Origin of the sequence: Pseudomonas sp. MYb60 (assembly GCF_002979555.1) — a bacterium.
Taxonomy (GTDB): Bacteria; Pseudomonadota; Gammaproteobacteria; order Pseudomonadales; family Pseudomonadaceae; genus Aquipseudomonas.
The window spans coordinates 231,573-250,334 of record NZ_PCOZ01000001.1; the positions used below are offsets into that span (position 1 = coordinate 231,573).

General features: G+C 62.4%; 18 protein-coding genes. 9 read left to right on the forward strand and 9 right to left on the reverse strand.

Annotation, left to right across the window (positions count from 1 at the left end):
* Window positions 1-74 precede the first annotated feature (74 nt).
* On the forward strand, window positions 75-1,349 hold the full coding sequence (locus CQ041_RS01085; RefSeq protein WP_105520783.1) for a CynX/NimT family MFS transporter: 1,275 nt from the start codon (window positions 75-77) through the stop codon (window positions 1,347-1,349).
* Window positions 1,350-1,351: 2 nt separating this feature from the next.
* On the opposite strand, the gene CQ041_RS01090 is transcribed toward CQ041_RS01085, so the two are convergent.
* The 9 genes from CQ041_RS01090 to CQ041_RS01130 form a co-directional block, all read right to left on the reverse strand.
* Window positions 1,352-2,002, reverse strand: a complete 651-nt coding sequence (locus CQ041_RS01090; protein WP_105520782.1) for a DUF1120 domain-containing protein — start codon at window positions 2,000-2,002, stop codon at window positions 1,352-1,354.
* A gap of 10 nt (window positions 2,003-2,012) precedes the next feature.
* Window positions 2,013-2,630: a DUF1120 domain-containing protein gene (locus CQ041_RS01095; RefSeq protein WP_105520781.1), complete on the reverse strand. Its 618-nt coding sequence runs from the start codon at window positions 2,628-2,630 to the stop codon at window positions 2,013-2,015.
* 9 nt (window positions 2,631-2,639) lie between these two features.
* Entirely contained in the window at window positions 2,640-3,770 is a 1,131-nt protein-coding gene (locus CQ041_RS01100) for a DUF1120 domain-containing protein (protein ID WP_105520780.1), read from the reverse strand.
* 11 nt (window positions 3,771-3,781) lie between these two features.
* On the reverse strand, window positions 3,782-6,232 hold the full coding sequence (locus CQ041_RS01105) for a fimbria/pilus outer membrane usher protein (RefSeq protein WP_105520779.1): 2,451 nt from the start codon (window positions 6,230-6,232) through the stop codon (window positions 3,782-3,784).
* Window positions 6,233-6,324: 92 nt separating this feature from the next.
* On the reverse strand, window positions 6,325-7,062 hold the full coding sequence (locus CQ041_RS01110; RefSeq protein ID WP_105520778.1) for a fimbria/pilus chaperone family protein: 738 nt from the start codon (window positions 7,060-7,062) through the stop codon (window positions 6,325-6,327).
* Between the two features lie 2 nt (window positions 7,063-7,064).
* Entirely contained in the window at window positions 7,065-7,694 is a 630-nt protein-coding gene (locus CQ041_RS01115) for a DUF1120 domain-containing protein (RefSeq protein WP_105520777.1), read from the reverse strand.
* 239 nt (window positions 7,695-7,933) lie between these two features.
* The gene (locus CQ041_RS01120) at window positions 7,934-8,557 is read right to left on the reverse strand and encodes a DUF1120 domain-containing protein (protein ID WP_105520776.1); all 624 of its coding nucleotides are present in this window, start codon (window positions 8,555-8,557) and stop codon (window positions 7,934-7,936) included.
* 36 nt (window positions 8,558-8,593) lie between these two features.
* Entirely contained in the window at window positions 8,594-9,217 is a 624-nt protein-coding gene (locus tag CQ041_RS01125) for a DUF1120 domain-containing protein (protein ID WP_105520775.1), read from the reverse strand.
* A 37-nt stretch (window positions 9,218-9,254) separates the two neighbouring features.
* The gene (locus CQ041_RS01130) at window positions 9,255-9,878 is read right to left on the reverse strand and encodes a DUF1120 domain-containing protein (RefSeq protein ID WP_105520774.1); all 624 of its coding nucleotides are present in this window, start codon (window positions 9,876-9,878) and stop codon (window positions 9,255-9,257) included.
* Between the two features lie 418 nt (window positions 9,879-10,296).
* Here CQ041_RS01130 and CQ041_RS01135 point away from each other — a divergent pair, with 418 nt between their 5' ends.
* The 8 genes from CQ041_RS01135 (at window position 10,297) to dacB (ending at window position 18,761) form a co-directional block, all read left to right on the forward strand.
* Window positions 10,297-11,121 (forward strand): response regulator, encoded by an 825-nt coding sequence (locus CQ041_RS01135; protein ID WP_163002031.1) that lies wholly within the window; start codon window positions 10,297-10,299, stop codon window positions 11,119-11,121.
* A gap of 200 nt (window positions 11,122-11,321) precedes the next feature.
* Complete coding sequence (locus tag CQ041_RS01140) at window positions 11,322-11,957, forward strand: response regulator transcription factor (protein ID WP_105520773.1); 636 nt, start codon at window positions 11,322-11,324, stop codon at window positions 11,955-11,957.
* A gap of 240 nt (window positions 11,958-12,197) precedes the next feature.
* Window positions 12,198-12,839, forward strand: coding sequence for a DUF1120 domain-containing protein (locus CQ041_RS01145; RefSeq protein WP_105520772.1), 642 nt, complete (start codon window positions 12,198-12,200; stop codon window positions 12,837-12,839).
* 100 nt (window positions 12,840-12,939) lie between these two features.
* The gene (locus tag CQ041_RS01150) at window positions 12,940-13,410 is read left to right on the forward strand and encodes a nuclear transport factor 2 family protein (RefSeq protein WP_105520771.1); all 471 of its coding nucleotides are present in this window, start codon (window positions 12,940-12,942) and stop codon (window positions 13,408-13,410) included.
* Between the two features lie 27 nt (window positions 13,411-13,437).
* Entirely contained in the window at window positions 13,438-13,719 is a 282-nt protein-coding gene (locus CQ041_RS01155; protein WP_105520770.1) for a GIY-YIG nuclease family protein, read from the forward strand.
* Between the two features lie 75 nt (window positions 13,720-13,794).
* A complete protein-coding gene (locus CQ041_RS01160) occupies window positions 13,795-14,730 on the forward strand; it encodes a glutathione S-transferase family protein (protein WP_105520769.1) in 936 nt (311 codons plus the stop codon).
* 110 nt (window positions 14,731-14,840) lie between these two features.
* On the forward strand, window positions 14,841-17,264 hold the full coding sequence (locus CQ041_RS01165) for a TonB-dependent receptor (protein WP_105520768.1): 2,424 nt from the start codon (window positions 14,841-14,843) through the stop codon (window positions 17,262-17,264).
* A gap of 51 nt (window positions 17,265-17,315) precedes the next feature.
* Window positions 17,316-18,761 (forward strand): D-alanyl-D-alanine carboxypeptidase/D-alanyl-D-alanine-endopeptidase, encoded by a 1,446-nt coding sequence (gene dacB / locus CQ041_RS01170; protein ID WP_105520767.1) that lies wholly within the window; start codon window positions 17,316-17,318, stop codon window positions 18,759-18,761.
* The last annotated feature ends 1 nt before the right edge of the window (window position 18,762 follow it).

The window sequence follows — 18,762 nt, forward strand, 5'->3', positions numbered from 1 at the left end:
CACGTCCGAATAGGCTGTGGGAGATTTCATCGAATAATTAGAGCAAGCGCCCCTCACTCTGCCGGCATGGATCAATGACCCTCGAAGCCCCAACAACCCAACGCAAAACCAGGCAGGACGCACTGTTGATTGACGCCGAAGCGGATGACGAGGTGGTGCAACACAGCCCGCCGCCGGTCAGTCGTCGATGGCTGTTGCTGCTGGGCCTGGTGTTGGTGGCGTTGAACCTGCGTCCGGCACTGTCAAGCCTGTCGCCGCTGCTGAGCGAAGTGTCGAACAGCCTGGGCCTGTCAGCCGCCAGGGCCGGCTTGCTGACGACGCTGCCGGTGCTGTGCCTGGGCCTGTTTGCACCGCTGGCTCCGATCCTGGCGCGGCGCTTTGGCGCCGAGCGCGTGGTGCTGGGCATTTTGCTGATGCTCGCCGCAGGCATCCTCCTGCGCAGTTCGTTTGGCGAAACCGGGCTGTTCGCCGGCAGCCTGATTGCTGGTGCGAGCATCGGCATCATCGGCGTGCTGCTGCCGGGCATCGTCAAGCGCGACTTCGCCAAACAGGCCGGCGCCATGACCGGCGTCTATACCATGGCGCTGTGCCTGGGCGCGGCACTGGCGGCGGGGGCCACGGTGCCGTTGAGTCATTATTTCGGTGACAGCTGGAACATCGGCCTGGGCTTCTGGATGCTTCCTGCGCTGATGGCGGCCGTGTTCTGGCTGCCGCAAGTCGGCCAGAAACAGGGGAGGCATACCGCGGCTTATCGGGTGAAGGGGCTGCTGCGCGACCCGCTGGCCTGGCAAGTTACCTTGTACATGGGCCTGCAATCCTCCCTGTCCTACATCGTGTTTGGCTGGCTGCCGTCGATCCTGATTGGTCGGGGACTGAGCCCCACCGAAGCCGGATTGGCGTTGTCGGGTTCGATTATCATGCAACTGTTCAGCTCGCTGTCCGCACCGTGGCTGGCCACCCGTGGCAAGGACCAGCGCCTGGCCATTGTGGTGGTGATGGTGCTGACCCTGGTCGGGCTGTTCGGTTGCCTGTATGCGCCCATCGATGGCCTGTGGGGGTGGGCGATTCTGCTCGGCCTGGGGCAGGGCGGTACGTTCAGCCTGGCGCTGACCCTGATCGTGCTGCGCTCGCGAGACGCCCATGTGGCGTCCAACCTGTCGAGCATGGCCCAGGGCATCGGTTACACCGTAGCGTCCATGGGGCCGCTGGCAGTGGGCGTCCTGCACGACTGGACCGGCGGCTGGGGCGCCACCGGTTGGGTATTCGGCGTGCTTGGCATCGGCGCCATCATCGCCGGTTGCGGTGCTGGCCGCGCCTTGTACGTCGGGGTGACCAGCGAGAAGGTCTGACCTTACAGGTAGACCACCTCCAGCGTCGCCGACCCATCCATCGGCGTATCCACACTCAGGTCCAGGTTCTGCTTGGCGTTGATCACGGTCTCCAGGGTCAACGTGCTGCTCAGGTTCTGGATGGCCGAGGGACCGGACGTACTGCCGGCCACGTCGGTAAAGCCCAGCAAGCTGCGCGAACCAATGTCGATCGGGTTCAAGTTCGCAGGGCGCCAGGCCACGCCACCGGTGGTCGACTCGGTGCCATAGACCACGGGCAAATCATCGACCACAGTCTGCTTGGGATCGAACTTCACCGAATACACGCCGATCTTGTTACCCGCAATGTCCAGCCCGAGGCCGTAGTAAATCTCGCTGTTGACGTGGGCCGTGCCGTCGCGGTTGTCGGCCATGCGCAAGGTGTAGCGTCCGGGGGCGTTGCAACTGACGGTCAAGGTCAGCGACTTGAGTGGCAGACGCGTGCCTGTGGTCTGATTGAGGTCCTTGCGGGAGATCTTGCCGAAGTCAATCAGGCCGCCGCCGGACAGGACGGGCGTGCAGGCCATCGGGGTGATCAGCCCACCCACGGTCAGCTCGGCGGTGGAAGCCGCTTGGGCCGGAAGGGCTCCGACCAGGCAGGCAAAAGCGGCAACAGCGATCAGATACGTTTTCATGGGGCAACTCCTACAGATAGTTCATGGACAAGGTGACGGAACCGTCGATGGGCAATGCTTCGGTCAGCGGCAGCGTGTTGGCAGGGGCGACGGTCGGCGAGATCTGCAGGTCGGCGTTGAGTTGCTGAATGGGCACCGGGACGAACGAGGAGGATGTCGCGGCAAACGACGTGAGAAAGTAGTGCGACATCAGGCTTATGGGCGCCCAAGTACCGGGGCCGCTCGAACCAATGGGATGCACGCCGGTACCGTCCGCCACGATCGCTAGCAGGCGCAATTGCACGTAGCCAAGCTTCTTGTCACCGCTGACCAGCCCCAGCCCAAAGTTAGTGGAAAAGTCGTTGTAGCTTGAGCCCAGGCGATTATCCCGAGGCTCCAGTGCCAACAGCGTCAACGCCTCGCAGGTGATCGCCAATTGCAGGTTGTGAACAGGCAGTTTGGTCGGCTGATCGAGGTTCAGATCACTGACGGGAATCTTGCCCAGGTCATACTGGCCACCGCTGGAAAGCGTGGGCTCACATGCGCTGGGGGTGATGTGCCCGGTGACGTTCAGGTCAACACTTGATGCGGCGTGCGCGCCTGTACTCAGCCAGACACACGCGCTCAGCTGGATCAGAATCGGTTTCATGGTCAATGCCTATAAGTAGATGATTTCGAGGGTGCCCGAACCGTCGAGCCGCACCTCGTTGCCCAGATCCAGCGAACCCAGCGGCGCGATGACCGCCTCCAGGCTCAGCGTGGCATTGAGGGTTTGAATGGCACTGGGGCCGCTGCTGGTGCCGGAGGTGGCGCTGAACCCGAGGAACCGGGTAGCGCCGATGGCCGCGATGCGGGCGTTGGCAATGCTCCAGGACATCCCGCCGGTGGTGGAGTCGGTTTGAAACACCTGGGCGAAGCTGTCAGTGGTGATGTGTGCCGGGTCGAACAACAGCCGATAACGGCCGATTTTCTGTTGGCGGCTGTCCAGGCCCAGGCCGTAGGTGCGCTCATCGGCAATGCCGGTGGCCGAGCCTTGACGGTTGTCCTGCATGCGCACGGCGAACAGGGCCGGTGCATCGCAGTTCACGGTGAGTGACAGCGGGCGTGGCGCCAGCGGTGTGTCTTTGTCGATATTCAGGTCACTGACCGACAACTTGCCCAGCTCGACGTGGCCGCCGTTGGACAAGGTTGGCGTACACGCCATCGGCGCAAAGCGAGCCTGCAGCCGCAGTTCCCGTGAGCGCCCGGCAGCAAGGGCATCGAACAGCCCGGTGGCGTCCCAGATGACCGCGTCGCGCACACGGGTCGCGGCCTCAGTGGCCCAAGCGCTGGCGTCGATCTGCAACGACAGATTGCGCCCGCTTATTGCGACCCCGCCACGCATTGGCACAACGCCGTGGTCTGGTTGCCATTGCAGTTCGGCACCGGAAGTGGAGGGCGCCTGCCCCGACCCGCTGATCGCTCCCAATTCCACCGCCTGCCCGTCGAGCACGGCATCGCGTACACGCAGGCCGTAACTGCCGCGCTCGGTAAAGCGAAAGCGCTCGCTCCCTGCCCCCTGCGCCCGATAGAACAGGCTCATGTCCGTGGGCTGTGGGCAGTTCAGCGTGAGGCTGATCCGTCGCTCTCCCAGCAGTCGATCGGGAGTGGGGGCCAGGCTGATTGAGCGGTTCATCAGACCGAAGTCCACCTGCGCCTGGCTGAGGCTGAGCTGGCAGTCTTGCGTGGCCCAGGCATGAGGGCTCAACAGTGCAAAACTCAACAGGTACAACGCGGGGTTCAAGCCCATTGTGGAAGTCCTCATGGCAGACGGCACCGGGCCGGCGCGGTTTCGAAATACACCTCGGTGTCCGCGTCGCTGGGCAGTTCGAACTCCAGGCGGCAGCGGGGTTGAGCTGGAGGCTTGACCCACAAAGGGCGAGGGTCGAGCACGTCAGGCAGGAATACCTGGCTGCCCTCCTGCACGAGGGTGACGAACTCGCCGTCTGCGGTGCTCACGCTTGCGCCGCGGGGTAACGGTTCGCCGGTGTCGGTGCTCACCTTGAGCAACGCTCGGCGGGTGAGGGCGACACCAAAGTGCACGCTGTCCACCGCGCCGCGACCGGCAGCGATCACCGCCAGGCCGTTGTGGATATCGGCATTGCGCGGCAACGAACGCGTTTGCACTTCCACCGGGCTGCGACCATAGGCGTTGAGTTGGGGGACCACAGCCTGGCCTTGCCAGTCGGTCCAGACCGGGCCGCTCGGGGTGGTGACCTTGACCCCGGCCATGTCACCCACCGACATCAGCGCAAAGGTGTCGCGTATCGGGTATGGCGAGAACGTCACGCCGTCGCCGTGCACCACCATGCCGCCACGGGCACCGCCCTGGTAATTGGAGCGCTGGTTGTCGCTGCGGGTGTAGTTGAAATCCAGCTGGCTGTACCACGGCAGCGCCGACACGCCGAGGGACGACTCCACCTCGCGGTCGCGGCTGTCGCGTTCCACGCCCACCCGGTAGCTCAGTTGATCGTTGAGTTGCTCGCTCAGGCCTGCGCCGAGGCGATGTTCTCCACCACTGTTGCGCGCCCAGGCACGCCCGCGGCGGTTTTCACCCAGCGGTACGCTGATGTTCAGGTACACGCTGTCATCGTTCTGCTGGCGACCGCCCACCTGCCATTCAGCACTGGCCGACACCGACACCCGGCCGAAGCTGGTGCCCCAGGACGCCAGCGCACGGCTGCTGCTTTCGCCGCTGTACGACGCGGTGCGCGAGACCCCGGCACTGAACGCCCCGAGTGTCGGGTGCGCCCAGGACGCCGTGACGCTTTGCTGGTCGCGGTAGCGCGAGCGCTGTTGGTCACGGCTGTTGCCGACGTAGGTTGAATCCTCCAGGTCCCGGTAGCCTTGGGAGCGCCAGGAACCGGCGGTGCTCACCGCCCAGCGCTCGCTCAAGCGCTGGGACCAGGACAGGTCCGTCTGCACCCCGCGCTCGACGCCATCCCGACTGGCCTGGGCCGCCTGCGCGGTGAACTGCAACTGGCTGTCCTGCCAGGGTAACCAACCGAGGTTGACCCCCGCCGAGCGATAGGCGTCCGCTACCAGCACGCCTCCTCCCAGGCTGACTTGCGGGTGCACGGTGCCGCTCCAGCCACCGCTGACCACCCAGGGCTCCTCGCCTTCACTGTCGCCGATCTGCCGCACGCGCCCAGCGGCAACCGAATAGCCCGGCGCAGGCAAGCCCAGGCCCAGCATGCCGGCGGGTATCGTGAAGCGGCGTTCTTCGCCGGTGGTCTCCTTGATCGTGACCTCCACGTCAGAGCGGCTGTTCAAGCGCCGCACATCGCTCAAGGCAAAGGGGCCAGCCGGCACCACGGTGGAGTGGATCAAGGCGCCGTTCTGGCGGATTTCCACCTGGGCCGGGCTGTTGGCGATGCCGGTGATGGTCGCGCCCTGGTCCTGGTCTTGCAGCGCGGTTTCGGTCAGCACCTGGGCGCCGGTGATTTGAGTGCCGGCCAGCACAGGGTTGTAGAGGCTGATCTGGCCGGCCTGCAACACCGCCTGTTGCTCAGCGAACGTGCGCTGGGCATAGGCATCCAGATGCGTGGTGCGGGTGCTGTTGTCTTGCCAGGTCTTGACCTGCCGGCTGCGCACGATCCAGTCACCGGCATTGAACCCCACTTCAGTGTTGGCCGAACCGAAGCGGCTGGTGTCGTCGCCAAACTCGTTGTAAAGCCCGGTGAGGTCGTAGTTGAGCAGGCCCGCGAAGCCGCCGGTCTGGTAGCCGGAGACATCCTGCTGCGCCGGGCGCAAGGCATCGGTCGGCACCACCAGGGCCAGGCTCAGGCTGGCGGGGTCTTGCTCGATTACCGTTTGCGGGTAGCGCTCGATGAAGGCGTGGCACAGCGTGTCCAGGGCCTCATCGGGCACCATCAGGTTTGCCGCATCAAGCAGGGCGCGGTTGAAACAGAGCGCGCCCTGGCGGTCGAAAGTCACGTCGATGCGGCCCCGACGCTGGCCGTTGACGTTCAGGTTTACGGCATGTCGGCCTGCCGCGAAGCGCGGAGCTTCCAGCAGCAGGTTGGCGAGTTCCGGGTCAATGCCGCGCCGGGACAGGGTTTGGGGGTCGAAGGAACCGGCGATCAGGTCGCCGCTTGCCAGCGCCGCTGCGCAAGGCAGTGTGCCGCCCAGGGTCAAGGCCAGCCCCGCCAGTATTTTTTGTACCTGGCGCGGTGAAACGCCAGGCACGGCAGCGCCGTCGCGGTCAGTCATTGCTGTGCTCACAAGGTCATACTCAAGTGTTGTGGCCGGCTCAATCTGTCGTCGAGTCAGGCCTTCCGGTGGCCTTGGCAGGCCACTCTTTTTTATAGGCTGATCGGTGCTTCGTATGGCGCCACGGCAAAGCCATAGACGGTGGCCGGCTGCAACTGCACGCGTTGCGCATGGCTGCTGCTGGCCGTCACTTTCAGGGTTTCACCCGGCAATACATAGGTGCGCGGCAAGAGCGCCGAACCGCCGCCCGGCAACAGTTTCAGCTCCTGGGCCAAGCGCACCACATAAGCCGTGGGGTTGTGCACGCTCAATTGATCGCTGCTCAAGCGCCACTCCAACCCTGTCCAAGGCGTGCGATTGGGCGCCAGGCCCTTGGGGTGCAGGATCACCGGCAGGTTCTGGCGCACCGTCACGCCCACGCGGGCGTGACCGGCCTGGGCCGAGGTCCGGCCCTGTGGCATGCCTTCGAAAATCACCCGTTTCAACCGCTGTGTCGTCAGCGGCTCGGACGATTGCAGGATGAAGCGGATGAGCTGGCTCTTCGCCGGTTCGACCCTGGCCAGTGGCGGGGTCACGAACAGCAGCGAGGCCTGGTCTTCGGGGATGTCTTCGAGTGTCACGTGCAACAACGCCAATTTGTCATCGGTGTTGGTCACCGTGACCGTCGCTTCGCCATCGGCTTCGTTGACAATCACCACTGACGTGTCGGGCACCATGCCGTCAGCCAGCACCAGCGCAGGTGCGCTCAGTGTCAGGGCCAATGCGCTCAGGTAAACACCGACATAGCGGACGAACGTGAACGCTCGCGTCATAAAGGGCAGGGGATTCATGGTTACAGGTACCTCAGGTCAAGCACGATGGAACCGTCCAGCGGCACCTCCTGCTTGAGGGTCAAATAGGCGGCAGCGTTGATGGAGGTGTTGATGTGCAGGCTCGCAGTGATCAGGCGATGCGGTTCCGGCACCAGCGTGCCCGGTCGGGCAAAGCCCATGTAATTGTCCGGGTAAGCATTGGTTTCCGGAAACCAGGTCAGGCCTTGGTTACTGGAGGCCAGGACCAGCACGCGCTGGCCGTCCCCCATCACCTCGCGAAATGCCAGGGAGACGGTGCCCAGGCGTTCTGTCGGAGCGTGAATGTTCTTGCCCAGCCCGTAATAAAACCCGGGCCCCAGGGATGAGTCTGCGCGGTTGTCCAGGCCGACCAGCACAAACAGCACGGGTTCGTTGCAGCTCACCGTCAGGTCCAGAGCCTGCATCGGCAAGGCGCTGTATTCGTATTGGTTGAGGCTGCGTGCCGGCACCATGCCGTGGTCGACAATGCCGTTGGCCGACAAGGTCGATGTGCAAGCGCTGGGGGTAATCAGGCCAGTGACGTTCAGCACAGTGCTGGACGATGCCATCGCCATGGGCCCGGCGCTCAGCAGGCAAAACAGGGCAAAAAGGCGTGGAGGGCGGTTTTTCATGAAGTAGGCTCACCGAGTGCCGGGGTTAGAAGGCGGGACGTTTCATGACGTCAGACGTAAATCAGCGGCAACGTCACGGAACCGTCGACTTTTACCTCGTTGCTCAGCGTCAGCTGGTTGGCCGGGGCGATACGGGCGCTTACGCGCAGATCGGCGGAGTAGTGTCATGGCGAGTTCAATTCCTTAGGGTCAAGACAATCCGCCAGAAGGGGCAGCCAATGCCCCTGGCAGAAAAGCGTTTAGAGGTAACGCACCGTCACGGTGACTGAACCGTCGATGGCGGCTTCGTTGGTCAGCGTCAATTGGCTGGTCGGGGCGATGCTGGGATGCACCACCAGGTCGGCGGCCAGGGCTTGCACAGGAATCGGCGCATCGACGGCTGGGTCTGCCACCGAGATGAGGTTGTCGGGCATCAGGTTGCGTTCATAGAACCAAGTGGTACCGCCGTCAACGGAGCCAATCGTTCTGACTGCTACGCCATCGGCAATAGGCGAGATCATCTTCACCGTCATGGCGCCGAGTTTTTCCGTGCCGTTGATCAGCCCCAGGCCGAACTCCATCGTGTCGTCGCCGTAGTTGGAGCCTGCACGGTTGTCATCGGCGTCCAGCGCCATCAGCGTGGCTGCGTCGCAGCTCACCGCCAGCTGTACGGTTTGCTCTGCCAACGGTGTCGGGCGGTCGGGCAGCAGATCCTTCGCCGAAATCTTGCCGTACTCCACCGAGCCGCCGTTGGACAACACGGGGGTACAGGCACTGGGCGTGATCAAACCTTTGACGGTCAGGTCAACGCTGGAAGCTGCCAAGGCTTGGGCGCCGGTGACGAGCAAGGCGGTGGCGAGGGCGGTCTTGAAGGGCATGTTCATGCTGTAACTCCTGATTGAAATGAAGGGGGACGTGACTTACCAATATTTGAGTTGCAACGTGGCCTGGCCATCGATCGGCACTTCGTCGAGCAAGGTCAGGTTGCTGGCGGGCACGATGATGGTGAACGCGCGCAAGCGAGCGCTCAGGGTTTGCATGGCCATCGGCGTGTAAGGGCCGCCCGGCGGCGCAAACGAAGTGAATGCGGCGTGGCCGAGGTACGAAGAGGGGCGCCAGCTGGCACCGCCGTCGCGCGACTGAATGGTTTGCACCGGTACGCTGTCGGCGACCGGATCAAATACACCGAAGGCCACACTGCCGAGTTTCTGGTCGTCGTTGATCATCCCCAGGCCGTGGTGCGCGGGGTTGATCGCCGAAGTGCCGGCACGGTTGTCCACGGTGGTCAGGGTGAAAAACGTTGCTCCCTCACATTGCACGAGCAGGCTCATCTCCCCGGCTTGCAGGCTGGTCGGGGCGTCCGGGTGCAGGTCCTTGGCTGTCAGCTTGCCGTGGTCGACCACGCCGCCGTCCGACAGGCTCGGGGTGCAAGAGGCCGGGGTGATGGTCCCGGAGACACTCAAGTCCGTGCTGCTGGCCGCGAATGCGCCGCAGGTACAGGCCGCCAGCAGTGTTGCCAGGACGGCAGGGGTGGTTCTATCCATGGGCACAGGTCCTTTGTGAGAGAGCTTTTCGTGAGGTTTAGAGGTACACCACGTCCAGCGTGGCGCTGCCATTCAGGGGGACTTCTGACGTCAGGGTCAGGCCTTTGGCGGGCGCGATGCTGGCGTCGATGCGCAGGTCCACCGTGACGCTGCTCAGCGCCTTGGGCGTAGGGCTATCGCCAAACGCGATCCACGCGCCAGGCTCCATGTAGCTGCCGCTGGAGTTCACCAGCCAGGTCTTACCGCTGTCGAACGAGATCAGCGGAGACACCGGCACGTCCGCGATCGGGTTGAAGACGCCTATTTCATAGCTGCCCAGCTTCTGGTCGCCGTTGAACAGGCCCAGGCCGTAGTAGCGCGGGTGAAAAAAGTAAGACGACCCGAGCCGGTTGTCCCCGGTGTGCAGGGCGAACAATGTGGGTGCTTCACAGCTCACGCTCAATTTGAGCGTGGCGAGGGGCAACTGAGTGGTGCTCTCGAGTGAAAGGTCCCTGGCCGGCAGCTTGCCGAAATCGACGGTTCCGTCCTCGGAAAGGCTGGGTGAACAGGCACTGGGTGTGATCAGGCCTTTTACAGTCAGGTCGACGCTGCTGGCGGCCAGTACGCAAGACGTACCGCCAAGCAACATGACAGCCAACACAGTGGCGAATGAGGCGTTCATTGAAGGGGCTCCTGGAAGTCAAAGGGATGGCAGGACGCTCAGGCAGTGCGCTGATGGGGAGCGTGTTGGGTGTGTTGTCGGCCCCATCGCGCCTTCTTGAGCCTGAGCGACGGCGACTCTAATGCCGGGGCCGGCAGGGCGAAATGCAACAATTACGATAGTGGTCGCCATCTCAATCAAAGGTTGGAAAATGGACTTGTGCTTGTAGGAAATCCTACGTTGTCGTAGTTGTTGTATCGCACCGCCTCATTCATTCGGATATGTTCCTGCGCTCTTAAATCGCCGCTATTTGTTTTTTTAAATAGCGGCAGGAATGTTCGCGGAGAAAAATCGAGTGAGGTCGCCCGTGACGGGTCGGCCGCACCGGCGCCATGCCTTGCTTGGCCGGTGCCCGGTGAGCGCTCTGCATGAGGTAGTTATGGCGGACACTAAGGCAGGCCGAAGTCCAACAGGGGCATCGCTGGGGCCTGCGGTGCCACCGCATTGGCAGAACGTGCGGGTTCTGCTGGCCGATGACCACCGTGCATATCGACTATTGATCGGGGCGTTCCTGCACACGTTGGGGCTGGCGCATGAAGCGGTTGGCGATGGGCGGCAGGCGCTGGACGCCTTGGCTGATCGGCCCTTTGACCTGGTGATCAGTGATTGCCGCATGCCGGTGCTCGATGGGTATGCGATGACGCGCGAGTTGCGTCGCCGTGAAGCGCAGACGGGGCGGGTACGCATCCCCGTCATCGCACTGACCGCCTGCCTGGGAGCCGAGCAGGTGCAGCGGTGCATGGCGTGCGGCATGGACAATTGGCTGGTCAAGCCGATTACCTTGGAACAATTGCGCGATGTCCTGCGGGATTCGTTGCCGGATCCCCACAGGCAGGCGCCTTTGAGTGCCCGGCCAACAGGCTCGGTGCTCCCGCGCAGCCGGTTGCCTACCCGCGCGAGCCTGATCGCGACGTTTGGTACTTGGGAAGTCGTCGAACCGTTGTTGTTTTGCATGATTCAGGAGGCCCACGATGACCTCGCTGCCCTGGAGCATGCCGGTAACACCGCAGATGCTGCAGTGACCGCGCAGTTGCTGCACCGATTGATAGGCAGCATCGCGTTTTTCGGCACCACCGACCTGGAACCGCGCACCCTGCAATTGATCGATCAGCTTTGTGACGCAGGGGTGCAGGTCAACCGTGCAGCACTCAAGCGTTTTCATCGCGAGGTTGAGGGCTACTTGCAGTATTTGGCCAACTTATGATGTGTTGCCGAAGGGTGCATGAATAGTTACCTGTGTGTGTAGGATAAGTCCGTATGTAATTTCTTTTAATGTTGTAGTCCGATGTTCTGGTCCACTGAATTAAGGGAATAGATCCAATACCTATGCAATATCGGTAGTTGTTGTACAGGAGTTGCCGAGGTATTTTTCTGGTACTCAAATTGCCATCATGGAACCGACTGATGATTCGGATAATTATTGCCGACGATCACCCTATTGTTCGTGTGGGGCAAAAAGTGGTGATAGAGGCCAATGGTCAGTGCAAGGTTGTCGGCGAAGCCGATGGCCCTGATCAGTTGCTGGCGCTGATAGCCACGACGCCTTGTGATTTAATCGTGACCGATTTTGCGATGCCTGGTGGCCAGCATGCCGATGGGTACGGGCTATTGGGTTTACTTAACCGTCAGTACCCAAACTTGCCGGTTATCCTGGTGACCATGTTCGCCAACGTTGCCACTCTCAGGGCCGCCTTTTGCCATGGCGCAAAAGCGATCGTGGCAAAAAATGCATCGGCTCGCGAACTGCCCAAGGCGGTGAGCACCGTCTTTCAGGGGCGTACCTTCATCAGTGAGTGCCTGCGCATCCAACTGGACCAGACGGGAAGTGCGGCACCGGATCAACCTCCGCAATTATCCGGAAAGGAGCGAGAGGTGGTGAGAATGCTGGCCAGCGGCATGACCGTCAGCCAGATCGCCGCCCAGGTCAATCGCAGTATTTCCACCATCAGTAAACAAAAGAGCACGGCCATGCTGCGGTTGTGTATTTCCACGGATGTGGACTTGTATGCCTATGCCCGGGAGAGTGGCATGGTGCCCTGAATCGGTGACATGTCTGATGCGCTAAAGTTTCAGCTGTATGAAGGCGCAGGGGTCTTATTCGTATTACTTGCATTCAGAACGCGGCAAGGCACATTTAAAGTAGCCGTGTGCTTCAATCCTGCCGGGTCGAGGCATAAACCCTAGTTCTGATAATTGAGTCGACAGTAAAAAGTCGCGTCGCACGGTAGTGCGCGCAGATTGCTGATTATTGTCAGACTTTCCAGTATGAGTTCATCACTAATGAGTTATTCAAAAACATTGCTGGCCGCTGCTTTTATGCTGTCCGGCGTTACCACTGCATTTGGTGCATCCAGTGTCGACTTGACCGTCAAGGGCTTGATCACGCCTTCCGCCTGCACCCCGACGTTGTCCAATGATGGCGTGGTGGACTACGGGAAAATCTCTGCACAGGATCTCATTAACGGGAAGGTGACCCCGCTGCCTGTCATGCCACTGAAGTTGATGGTCAACTGCGCCGCGGCAACGCTGATAGGTGTGAAGAGTGCGGATAATCGGCCAGGTACGGCCTACGAACTCACCCCGGGATTCCATCCTAATTTCGGTCTAGGGCTGGCGGCGGGTGGGAAGAAAATCGGTTGGTATGTGCTGACCATGGCGAATGCAACGGGTGACGGTAGCCCGCACTCGATTATCGAGTCATTCGACGGCAACAGTTGGACGGATGTGTGGGATGAGGTCTGGCAGATTGGTTGGTTACGCGCGCTCAAGGCACCGGCGGGCGGCGGTGCAGCGCCGTTGCCCGTGCAAAAACTGGAGCTTGATCTAAAGGTGCTGACATCGATTGCACCACGGGCGACTTTGCCAGTCACCGCGGACATCGTCATGGACGGCAGCGCCACCCTCGAAGTGGTCTACCTGTAATCGTCGTGAGTATCACCCATTGCGCGGGCGAATGATCATGGCTTTCCCCCGCCGTGCGGATTATCGTGCACACACCTGACGATACCCACGGAGCCTGCTCATGAGTGATGCCCACGACGCCCTGATCACCCGCTTCTACCAGGCGTTCCAACGCCTGGACGCCGAGGCCATGGCCGCCTGCTACACCGACGATGTGGTGTTCAGCGACCCTGCCTTCGGCGAACTGCGCGGGCGCGATGCCGGCGATATGTGGCGCATGCTCACCACCCGCGCCAAGGATTTCTCCCTGACCTTCGACAGTGTGCGCAGCGATGAGCGCAGCGGCAGTGCGCACTGGGTCGCCACCTACCTGTTCAGTGCCACCGGCAACACCGTGGTCAACGACATTCAGGCCCGCTTTGTGTTTCGCGACGGCAAGATCTGCGAGCACCATGACCGCTTCGACCTGTGGCGTTGGTCGCGTCAGGCGCTGGGCACCAAGGGCCTGTTGCTGGGGTGGACACCGCTGGTGAAAAACGCCGTGCGTGCCCAGGCACTGCGCGGTTTGAAGGCATTCCAGGCCAGTCGTTGATAAGCTGGACGCTTTCCTGACGTGCCGATGGCCTCCTTGAACACCCCTGACCCCAAACCCTGGTTCGTCTACCTGGTGCGTGCTGCCAATGGCTCGCTGTATTGCGGCATCAGCAATGATCCTGTGCGCCGTTTCGCCATGCACCAGAGCGGCAAAGGCGCGCGGTTCTTCCTGTCCAGCCCGGCAGTGGCGCTGGTGTACACCGAGCAGTGCGCGAGCAAGGGCGAGGCGTTGCGCCAGGAGCGCTTGATCAAGAAGCTGAGAAAGAGTGCCAAGGAGTGCCTGGCCACCAGCGGTCTATCAATTTGACTGATGGGTTCCCATCAGGCCGTTGACGGGCATTGCGCGCTAAGCTTCGGGCTCATTTGTTAAGTGAGCCCCGGCATGTCTGAGCTAATCCTGCATCACTACCCAACGTCTCCCTTCGCGGAAAAAGCTCGGCTCTTGCTGGGTTTCAAAGGCTTGTCCTGGCACTCCGTACACATCTCGCCAGTGATGCCCAAGCCGGATCTCACCGCCTTGACCGGCGGTTATCGCAAGACGCCGGTATTGCAGGTCGGTGCCGATATCTACTGCGACACCGCGCTGATTGCCCGCCGCCTGGAGCAGGAAAAGTCCGCGCCGGCGCTGTTCCCGCTGGGCCAGGAAATGATCACCCAAACCTTCGCCAGCTGGGCCGACAGCGTGGTTTTCGCGCATGCCGTGAGCCTGGTATTCCAGCCGGAGTCGGTGGCCGTGCGCTTTGGCAAACTGCCGCCGGAGGCCATCAAGGCTTTTCTCGCCGATCGCGCCGCGCTGTTCAGTGGCGGCACCGCGAACAAGCTGCCGGTTGAATTGGCCAAGCACCAGTGGCCGGCGATCATGGCGCGCCTGGAGCAACAGTTGCAGCGCGAGCCGGGAGATTTTCTGTTCGGTGAGCCCTCGATTGCCGACTTCGCCCTGGCCCACCCGCTGTGGTTCCTCAAGGCCACGCCGGTGACGGCGCCGCTGGTGGATGCCTACCCGGCGGTATCGGCATGGCTGGGGCGAGTACTCGGCTTTGGTCACGGCACCGCCAGCCAGATGACCGCGGAACAGGCGCTGGAGATCTCCCGCAATGCCACGCCGGCGCCGTTGCCGGACGAGGTGTTCGACGACTTGAACGGCGTCAAGGCCGGTCAGCAGGTGACCATCAGCGCGATCGATTATGGTGTCGACCCGGTCGCCGGAGAATTACTGTTCGCCGGGCGCGAAGAACTGATCCTGCGGCGTACCGACGAACGCGCCGGCACCGTACACGTGCATTTCCCACGCTTGGGGTTTCGCATTCAGACGCAATAGACAAAATATTTTGCCGACAAAGGTGAGGTAAACCGTCGGCCCACTCGTGTAGTGCTTTGAAACTGCGATCTATTCGCATTAACAGCGTTTTCTACACGGGTTCTCACAGCATGAAGTCGACGGCGGGCGGTTTGGTAAAACAGTGGCTGGGAGCCTCGGTACTGGCAGTATCGGGGTTGGCCTTGCTGCCCCTGAACGTGGCGCAGGCGCAGGCGCAACAAAGCGTCCAGTTCAACTTCGCCCTGGCAGCCAAACCGCTGCCCCAGGCCTTGAGCGACTTCAGCCGCGTCACTGGTATCAGCGTGATCTACACCGATGAAGCGCCCTATGGCCTCCAGGCTCCGGCGGTCAGCGGGCAGATGAGTGCAACCCAGGCCCTGCAACGCCTGCTCGGCAACTCGGGCCTGACGTTCCGCCAGATCGACGCCCGTACCCTGGCCCTGGAACCCGTGCCCACCGACGGTGCGGTCAACCTTGGCGCCACCACCATCAGCGGCATCGGCCAGCAGACGCAAGACAGCACCAGCTACCAGCCACCGCCCACCAGCTCGGTGATGCGCTCCAAGGCGTTGCTGCTGGAAACCCCGCAAACCGTCAACGTCGTTCCGGCCCAGGTGTTGCGCGACCAGACCCCGCGCAACCTGGACGATGCCTTGCGCAATATCAGCGGCATCACCCAGGCCAATACCCTGGCCAGCACCCAGGACGCGGTGATGCTGCGCGGTTTTGGCGACAACCGTAACGGCTCGATCATGCGCGACGGCATGCCGGTGGTGCAGGGCCGTGCGCTGAACGCTACGGCTGAGCGCGTTGAAGTGCTCAAAGGCCCGTCGTCGTTGCTGTACGGCATTCAGGACCCCGGCGGCGTGGTCAATATCGTCAGCAAAAAGCCTGAGCTGGTGCAGTCCACCGCCCTGACCCTGCGCGGTTCCACCTTTGGCGACGGCAAGAATGGCAGCGGCGGCGGCCTCGACACCACGGGGCCCATCGGTGATTCGGGCCTGGCCTATCGCTTGATCGTCGACCATCAAGACGAAGACTACTGGCGCAACTTCGGTACCCGCCGCGAGACGCTGGTGGCGCCGTCCCTGGCCTGGTACGGCGACAGCACCCAGTTGCTGTTTGCCTATGAGCACCGAGAGTTTCTGTCGCCGTTCGACCGGGGTACCGCCATCAATCCCAGGACCAACCACCCGCTGGACATTCCGGCCACCCGGCGCCTGGATGAGCCGTTCAACAACATGGAAGGCCGCTCCGACCTATACCGTTTCGAAGCCGACCACGACCTGAATGACGACTGGAAAGCCCACTTCGGCTACAGCTGGAACCGCGAAACCTACGACGCCAGCCAGGTGCGCGTCAGCGCGGTGAATGCCAACGGCACCCTGACCCGCAAGATGGACGGCACCCAGGGCGCAATCACCACCGACCGCTTTGCCACAGCGAGCCTGGAAGGCAATGTCAACGTCTTCGGCCTGCAGCATGACGTGGTGTTCGGCCTGGATGACGAGTTCCGCAAGATCTACCGCGCCGACCTGATCCGCCAGGACTCGCGCACCACCTTCAGCTACCTGAACCCGGTGTACGGCAACGAAGTGGCCGGCACCAAGGTGAGCGCCGCCGACAGCGCCCAGACCGACCTGCTGCGCAGTGACTCGCTGTTCTTTCAGGACGCGATCCACCTGACCGACCAGTGGATCTTCGTCGCCGGTGCGCGCTACCAGCTGTACGACCAATACGCCGGCAAGGGCGTGCCGTTCAAAGCCAACACCAACGGCAACGGGCAGGCCTGGGTGCCGCGCGCGGGCCTGGTGTATCGCTACACCGATGAGCTGTCGTTCTATGGCAGCTACACCGAGTCGTTCAAACCCAACTCCACCATCGCCGCCTTGGCCGATGGCAGTACGCTGACCGGTGATTTGACCCCGGAAGAATCCAAGTCCTGGGAGTTGGGGGCCAAGCTCGATATCCCTGGGCGCATTACCGCCAGCGCGGCGTTGTTCAATATCGACAAGCGTAACGTGCTGGTGTCGGTAGGCTCGGGCGCGAATACGGTCTATAGCATCGCCGGGCAGGTCCGCTCGCGGGGCCTGGAGTTGGACGCGACCGGCCAGTTGACCGATCAGTGGAGCCTGATCGGCAGCTACGCCTATACCGACGCCGAGGACATCAAGGACAAGGACCCGACCCTGGAAGGCAACCGCCTGCAGAACGTTGCCAGGCACACCGGCGCGCTGTCGGCGGCCTATGATTTCGGCAACGTTTTCGGTGGCGATCAACTGCGGGTGGGGGCCGGAGCACGCTACGTCGGCGCACGTGCCGGGGATGCGGCCAACGACTTCACCTTGCCGGGCTACACCGTGGCCGATGCGTTTGCCACCTACGACACGCGGATCGAAGGGCAGAAGGTCAAGTTCCAGCTCAACGTGAAGAACCTGTTCGACCGCGTCTACTACAGCTCGGCGGCCAGCCGGTTGTTCGTGTCGATGGGCGATGCGCGGCAGGTGTCGGTGTCCAGCACCCTGGAGTTCTAAAGGGTTTGTGGTAGCGTTGCCGGCATTGATGTCTGGGCGGAAACGATACTGATGCATTTTGGACGATGGCTACATCTGCTGTGCCTGAGCTTTTTGCTGGGGGGGTGCGCGAGTGTTTCACCGACATCCACCCCGGCAAGCCTGGAGCAACTGCTGGCTGACCCGGCGCTCAACGGTGCCACTGTTTCCCTGATGGTGCGTGATGTCCGCAGCGGCAGCACGCTCTATCAACATAACCCTCGAACCCGACTGATTCCCGCCTCCAATCTCAAGTTGCTCACCACCGCAGCGGCGATGGATGTGCTGGGGCCGCAGTACCGTTTTTCTACCCAATTATTGAGTAACGGCGCGCAGCAAGGCGAGCGCCTTACCGGCAATCTGTACCTCAAAGGCCTGGGCGATCCGACCCTGCAATTCGCCGATTACCAGGCCTTGGCGGCACAGCTGGCAAGCCAGGGTGTACGTCAGATTCAGGGCGATCTGGTCTTCGACGACACCTTTTTCGATGCCGAGCGCCTGGGCGTGGATTGGGCGCAGGACGATGAAAGCACTTACTACGGCGCGCAGATTTCAGCGCTGACCGTTTCACCCAACACAGATTTTGATGCGGGCACCTTGCTCGTCACCGCCCGTGCGCCCCTTGCGCCGGGCCAGCCGGTCAGCGTGGCGGTGAGCCCGTCTACCGACTACGTGCAACTGAGCAACCGCGCCGTCAGCGGCCCCGGCAACAGTTATGGGATCACCCGCCAGCACGGTACCAACCTGCTGCAACTCACCGGCGCATTGGCGCCAGGCAAGCAGAGCCGGCAGTGGGTGAGTGTGTGGGAACCGACCCAACTGGTGGCCAATCTGTTTGAGCAGGCGTTGGCGCAGCAGGGTATCCAGGTGCTGGGGCGCCGTGTGATCGGCGGCGCGAGCCCGGCGACGGCCAGGCTGCTGGCCGAGCATCGATCGGCGCCGTTGCAGGCGTTGATCACACCGCTGCTCAAGCTGTCGAACAACAACATGTCCGAAGCCCTGCTCAAGGCCATGGGCCGCAAGGCTTCGAATGCGGGCACGGCGCAGGCGGGCGTCGCGGCAGTGGCCGCCTTCCTGCAGCGCCAGGGGATAGACCCCTCGACACTGATCCAAGTGGACGGCTCGGGCCTGTCGCGGCGCAACCTGGTGTCGTCGCAGACCCTCACGGACTTGCTGCTGGCCAGCGCTCGACAGCCGTGGTTCAACGCCTGGTACGCCGCCTTGCCGATTGCCGGCAATTCCGAACGCATGACCGGCGGCAGCCTGCGCTATCGCCTGCGCGGCACGGCTGCCGAAAACAACCTGCACGCCAAGACCGGCTCCATGGCCGGGGTGTCATCGTTGAGCGGCTACATCACCGACGCCGGCGGCCGGCGCCTGGTGTTCTCGATGGTGAGCAACAACTACCTGAGCGACGCGGCCCCCATCCGCGGCCTGGAAAACCGCGTGGTGCTGGCACTGACCCAATGGCACGACTGAT

Coding starts and splice junctions, on each gene's coding strand:
- CQ041_RS01085 (WP_105520783.1), top strand. CDS start 75: ATGACCCTCGAAGCCCCAACAACCCAACGCAAAACCAGGCAGGACGCA.
- CQ041_RS01090 (WP_105520782.1), bottom strand. CDS start 2,002: ATGAAAACGTATCTGATCGCTGTTGCCGCTTTTGCCTGCCTGGTCGGA.
- CQ041_RS01095 (WP_105520781.1), bottom strand. CDS start 2,630: ATGAAACCGATTCTGATCCAGCTGAGCGCGTGTGTCTGGCTGAGTACA.
- CQ041_RS01100 (WP_105520780.1), bottom strand. CDS start 3,770: ATGGGCTTGAACCCCGCGTTGTACCTGTTGAGTTTTGCACTGTTGAGC.
- CQ041_RS01105 (WP_105520779.1), bottom strand. CDS start 6,232: ATGACTGACCGCGACGGCGCTGCCGTGCCTGGCGTTTCACCGCGCCAG.
- CQ041_RS01110 (WP_105520778.1), bottom strand. CDS start 7,062: ATGAATCCCCTGCCCTTTATGACGCGAGCGTTCACGTTCGTCCGCTAT.
- CQ041_RS01115 (WP_105520777.1), bottom strand. CDS start 7,694: ATGAAAAACCGCCCTCCACGCCTTTTTGCCCTGTTTTGCCTGCTGAGC.
- CQ041_RS01120 (WP_105520776.1), bottom strand. CDS start 8,557: ATGAACATGCCCTTCAAGACCGCCCTCGCCACCGCCTTGCTCGTCACC.
- CQ041_RS01125 (WP_105520775.1), bottom strand. CDS start 9,217: ATGGATAGAACCACCCCTGCCGTCCTGGCAACACTGCTGGCGGCCTGT.
- CQ041_RS01130 (WP_105520774.1), bottom strand. CDS start 9,878: ATGAACGCCTCATTCGCCACTGTGTTGGCTGTCATGTTGCTTGGCGGT.
- CQ041_RS01135 (WP_163002031.1), top strand. CDS start 10,297: ATGGCGGACACTAAGGCAGGCCGAAGTCCAACAGGGGCATCGCTGGGG.
- CQ041_RS01140 (WP_105520773.1), top strand. CDS start 11,322: ATGATTCGGATAATTATTGCCGACGATCACCCTATTGTTCGTGTGGGG.
- CQ041_RS01145 (WP_105520772.1), top strand. CDS start 12,198: ATGAGTTATTCAAAAACATTGCTGGCCGCTGCTTTTATGCTGTCCGGC.
- CQ041_RS01150 (WP_105520771.1), top strand. CDS start 12,940: ATGAGTGATGCCCACGACGCCCTGATCACCCGCTTCTACCAGGCGTTC.
- CQ041_RS01155 (WP_105520770.1), top strand. CDS start 13,438: ATGGCCTCCTTGAACACCCCTGACCCCAAACCCTGGTTCGTCTACCTG.
- CQ041_RS01160 (WP_105520769.1), top strand. CDS start 13,795: ATGTCTGAGCTAATCCTGCATCACTACCCAACGTCTCCCTTCGCGGAA.
- CQ041_RS01165 (WP_105520768.1), top strand. CDS start 14,841: ATGAAGTCGACGGCGGGCGGTTTGGTAAAACAGTGGCTGGGAGCCTCG.
- dacB (WP_105520767.1), top strand. CDS start 17,316: ATGCATTTTGGACGATGGCTACATCTGCTGTGCCTGAGCTTTTTGCTG.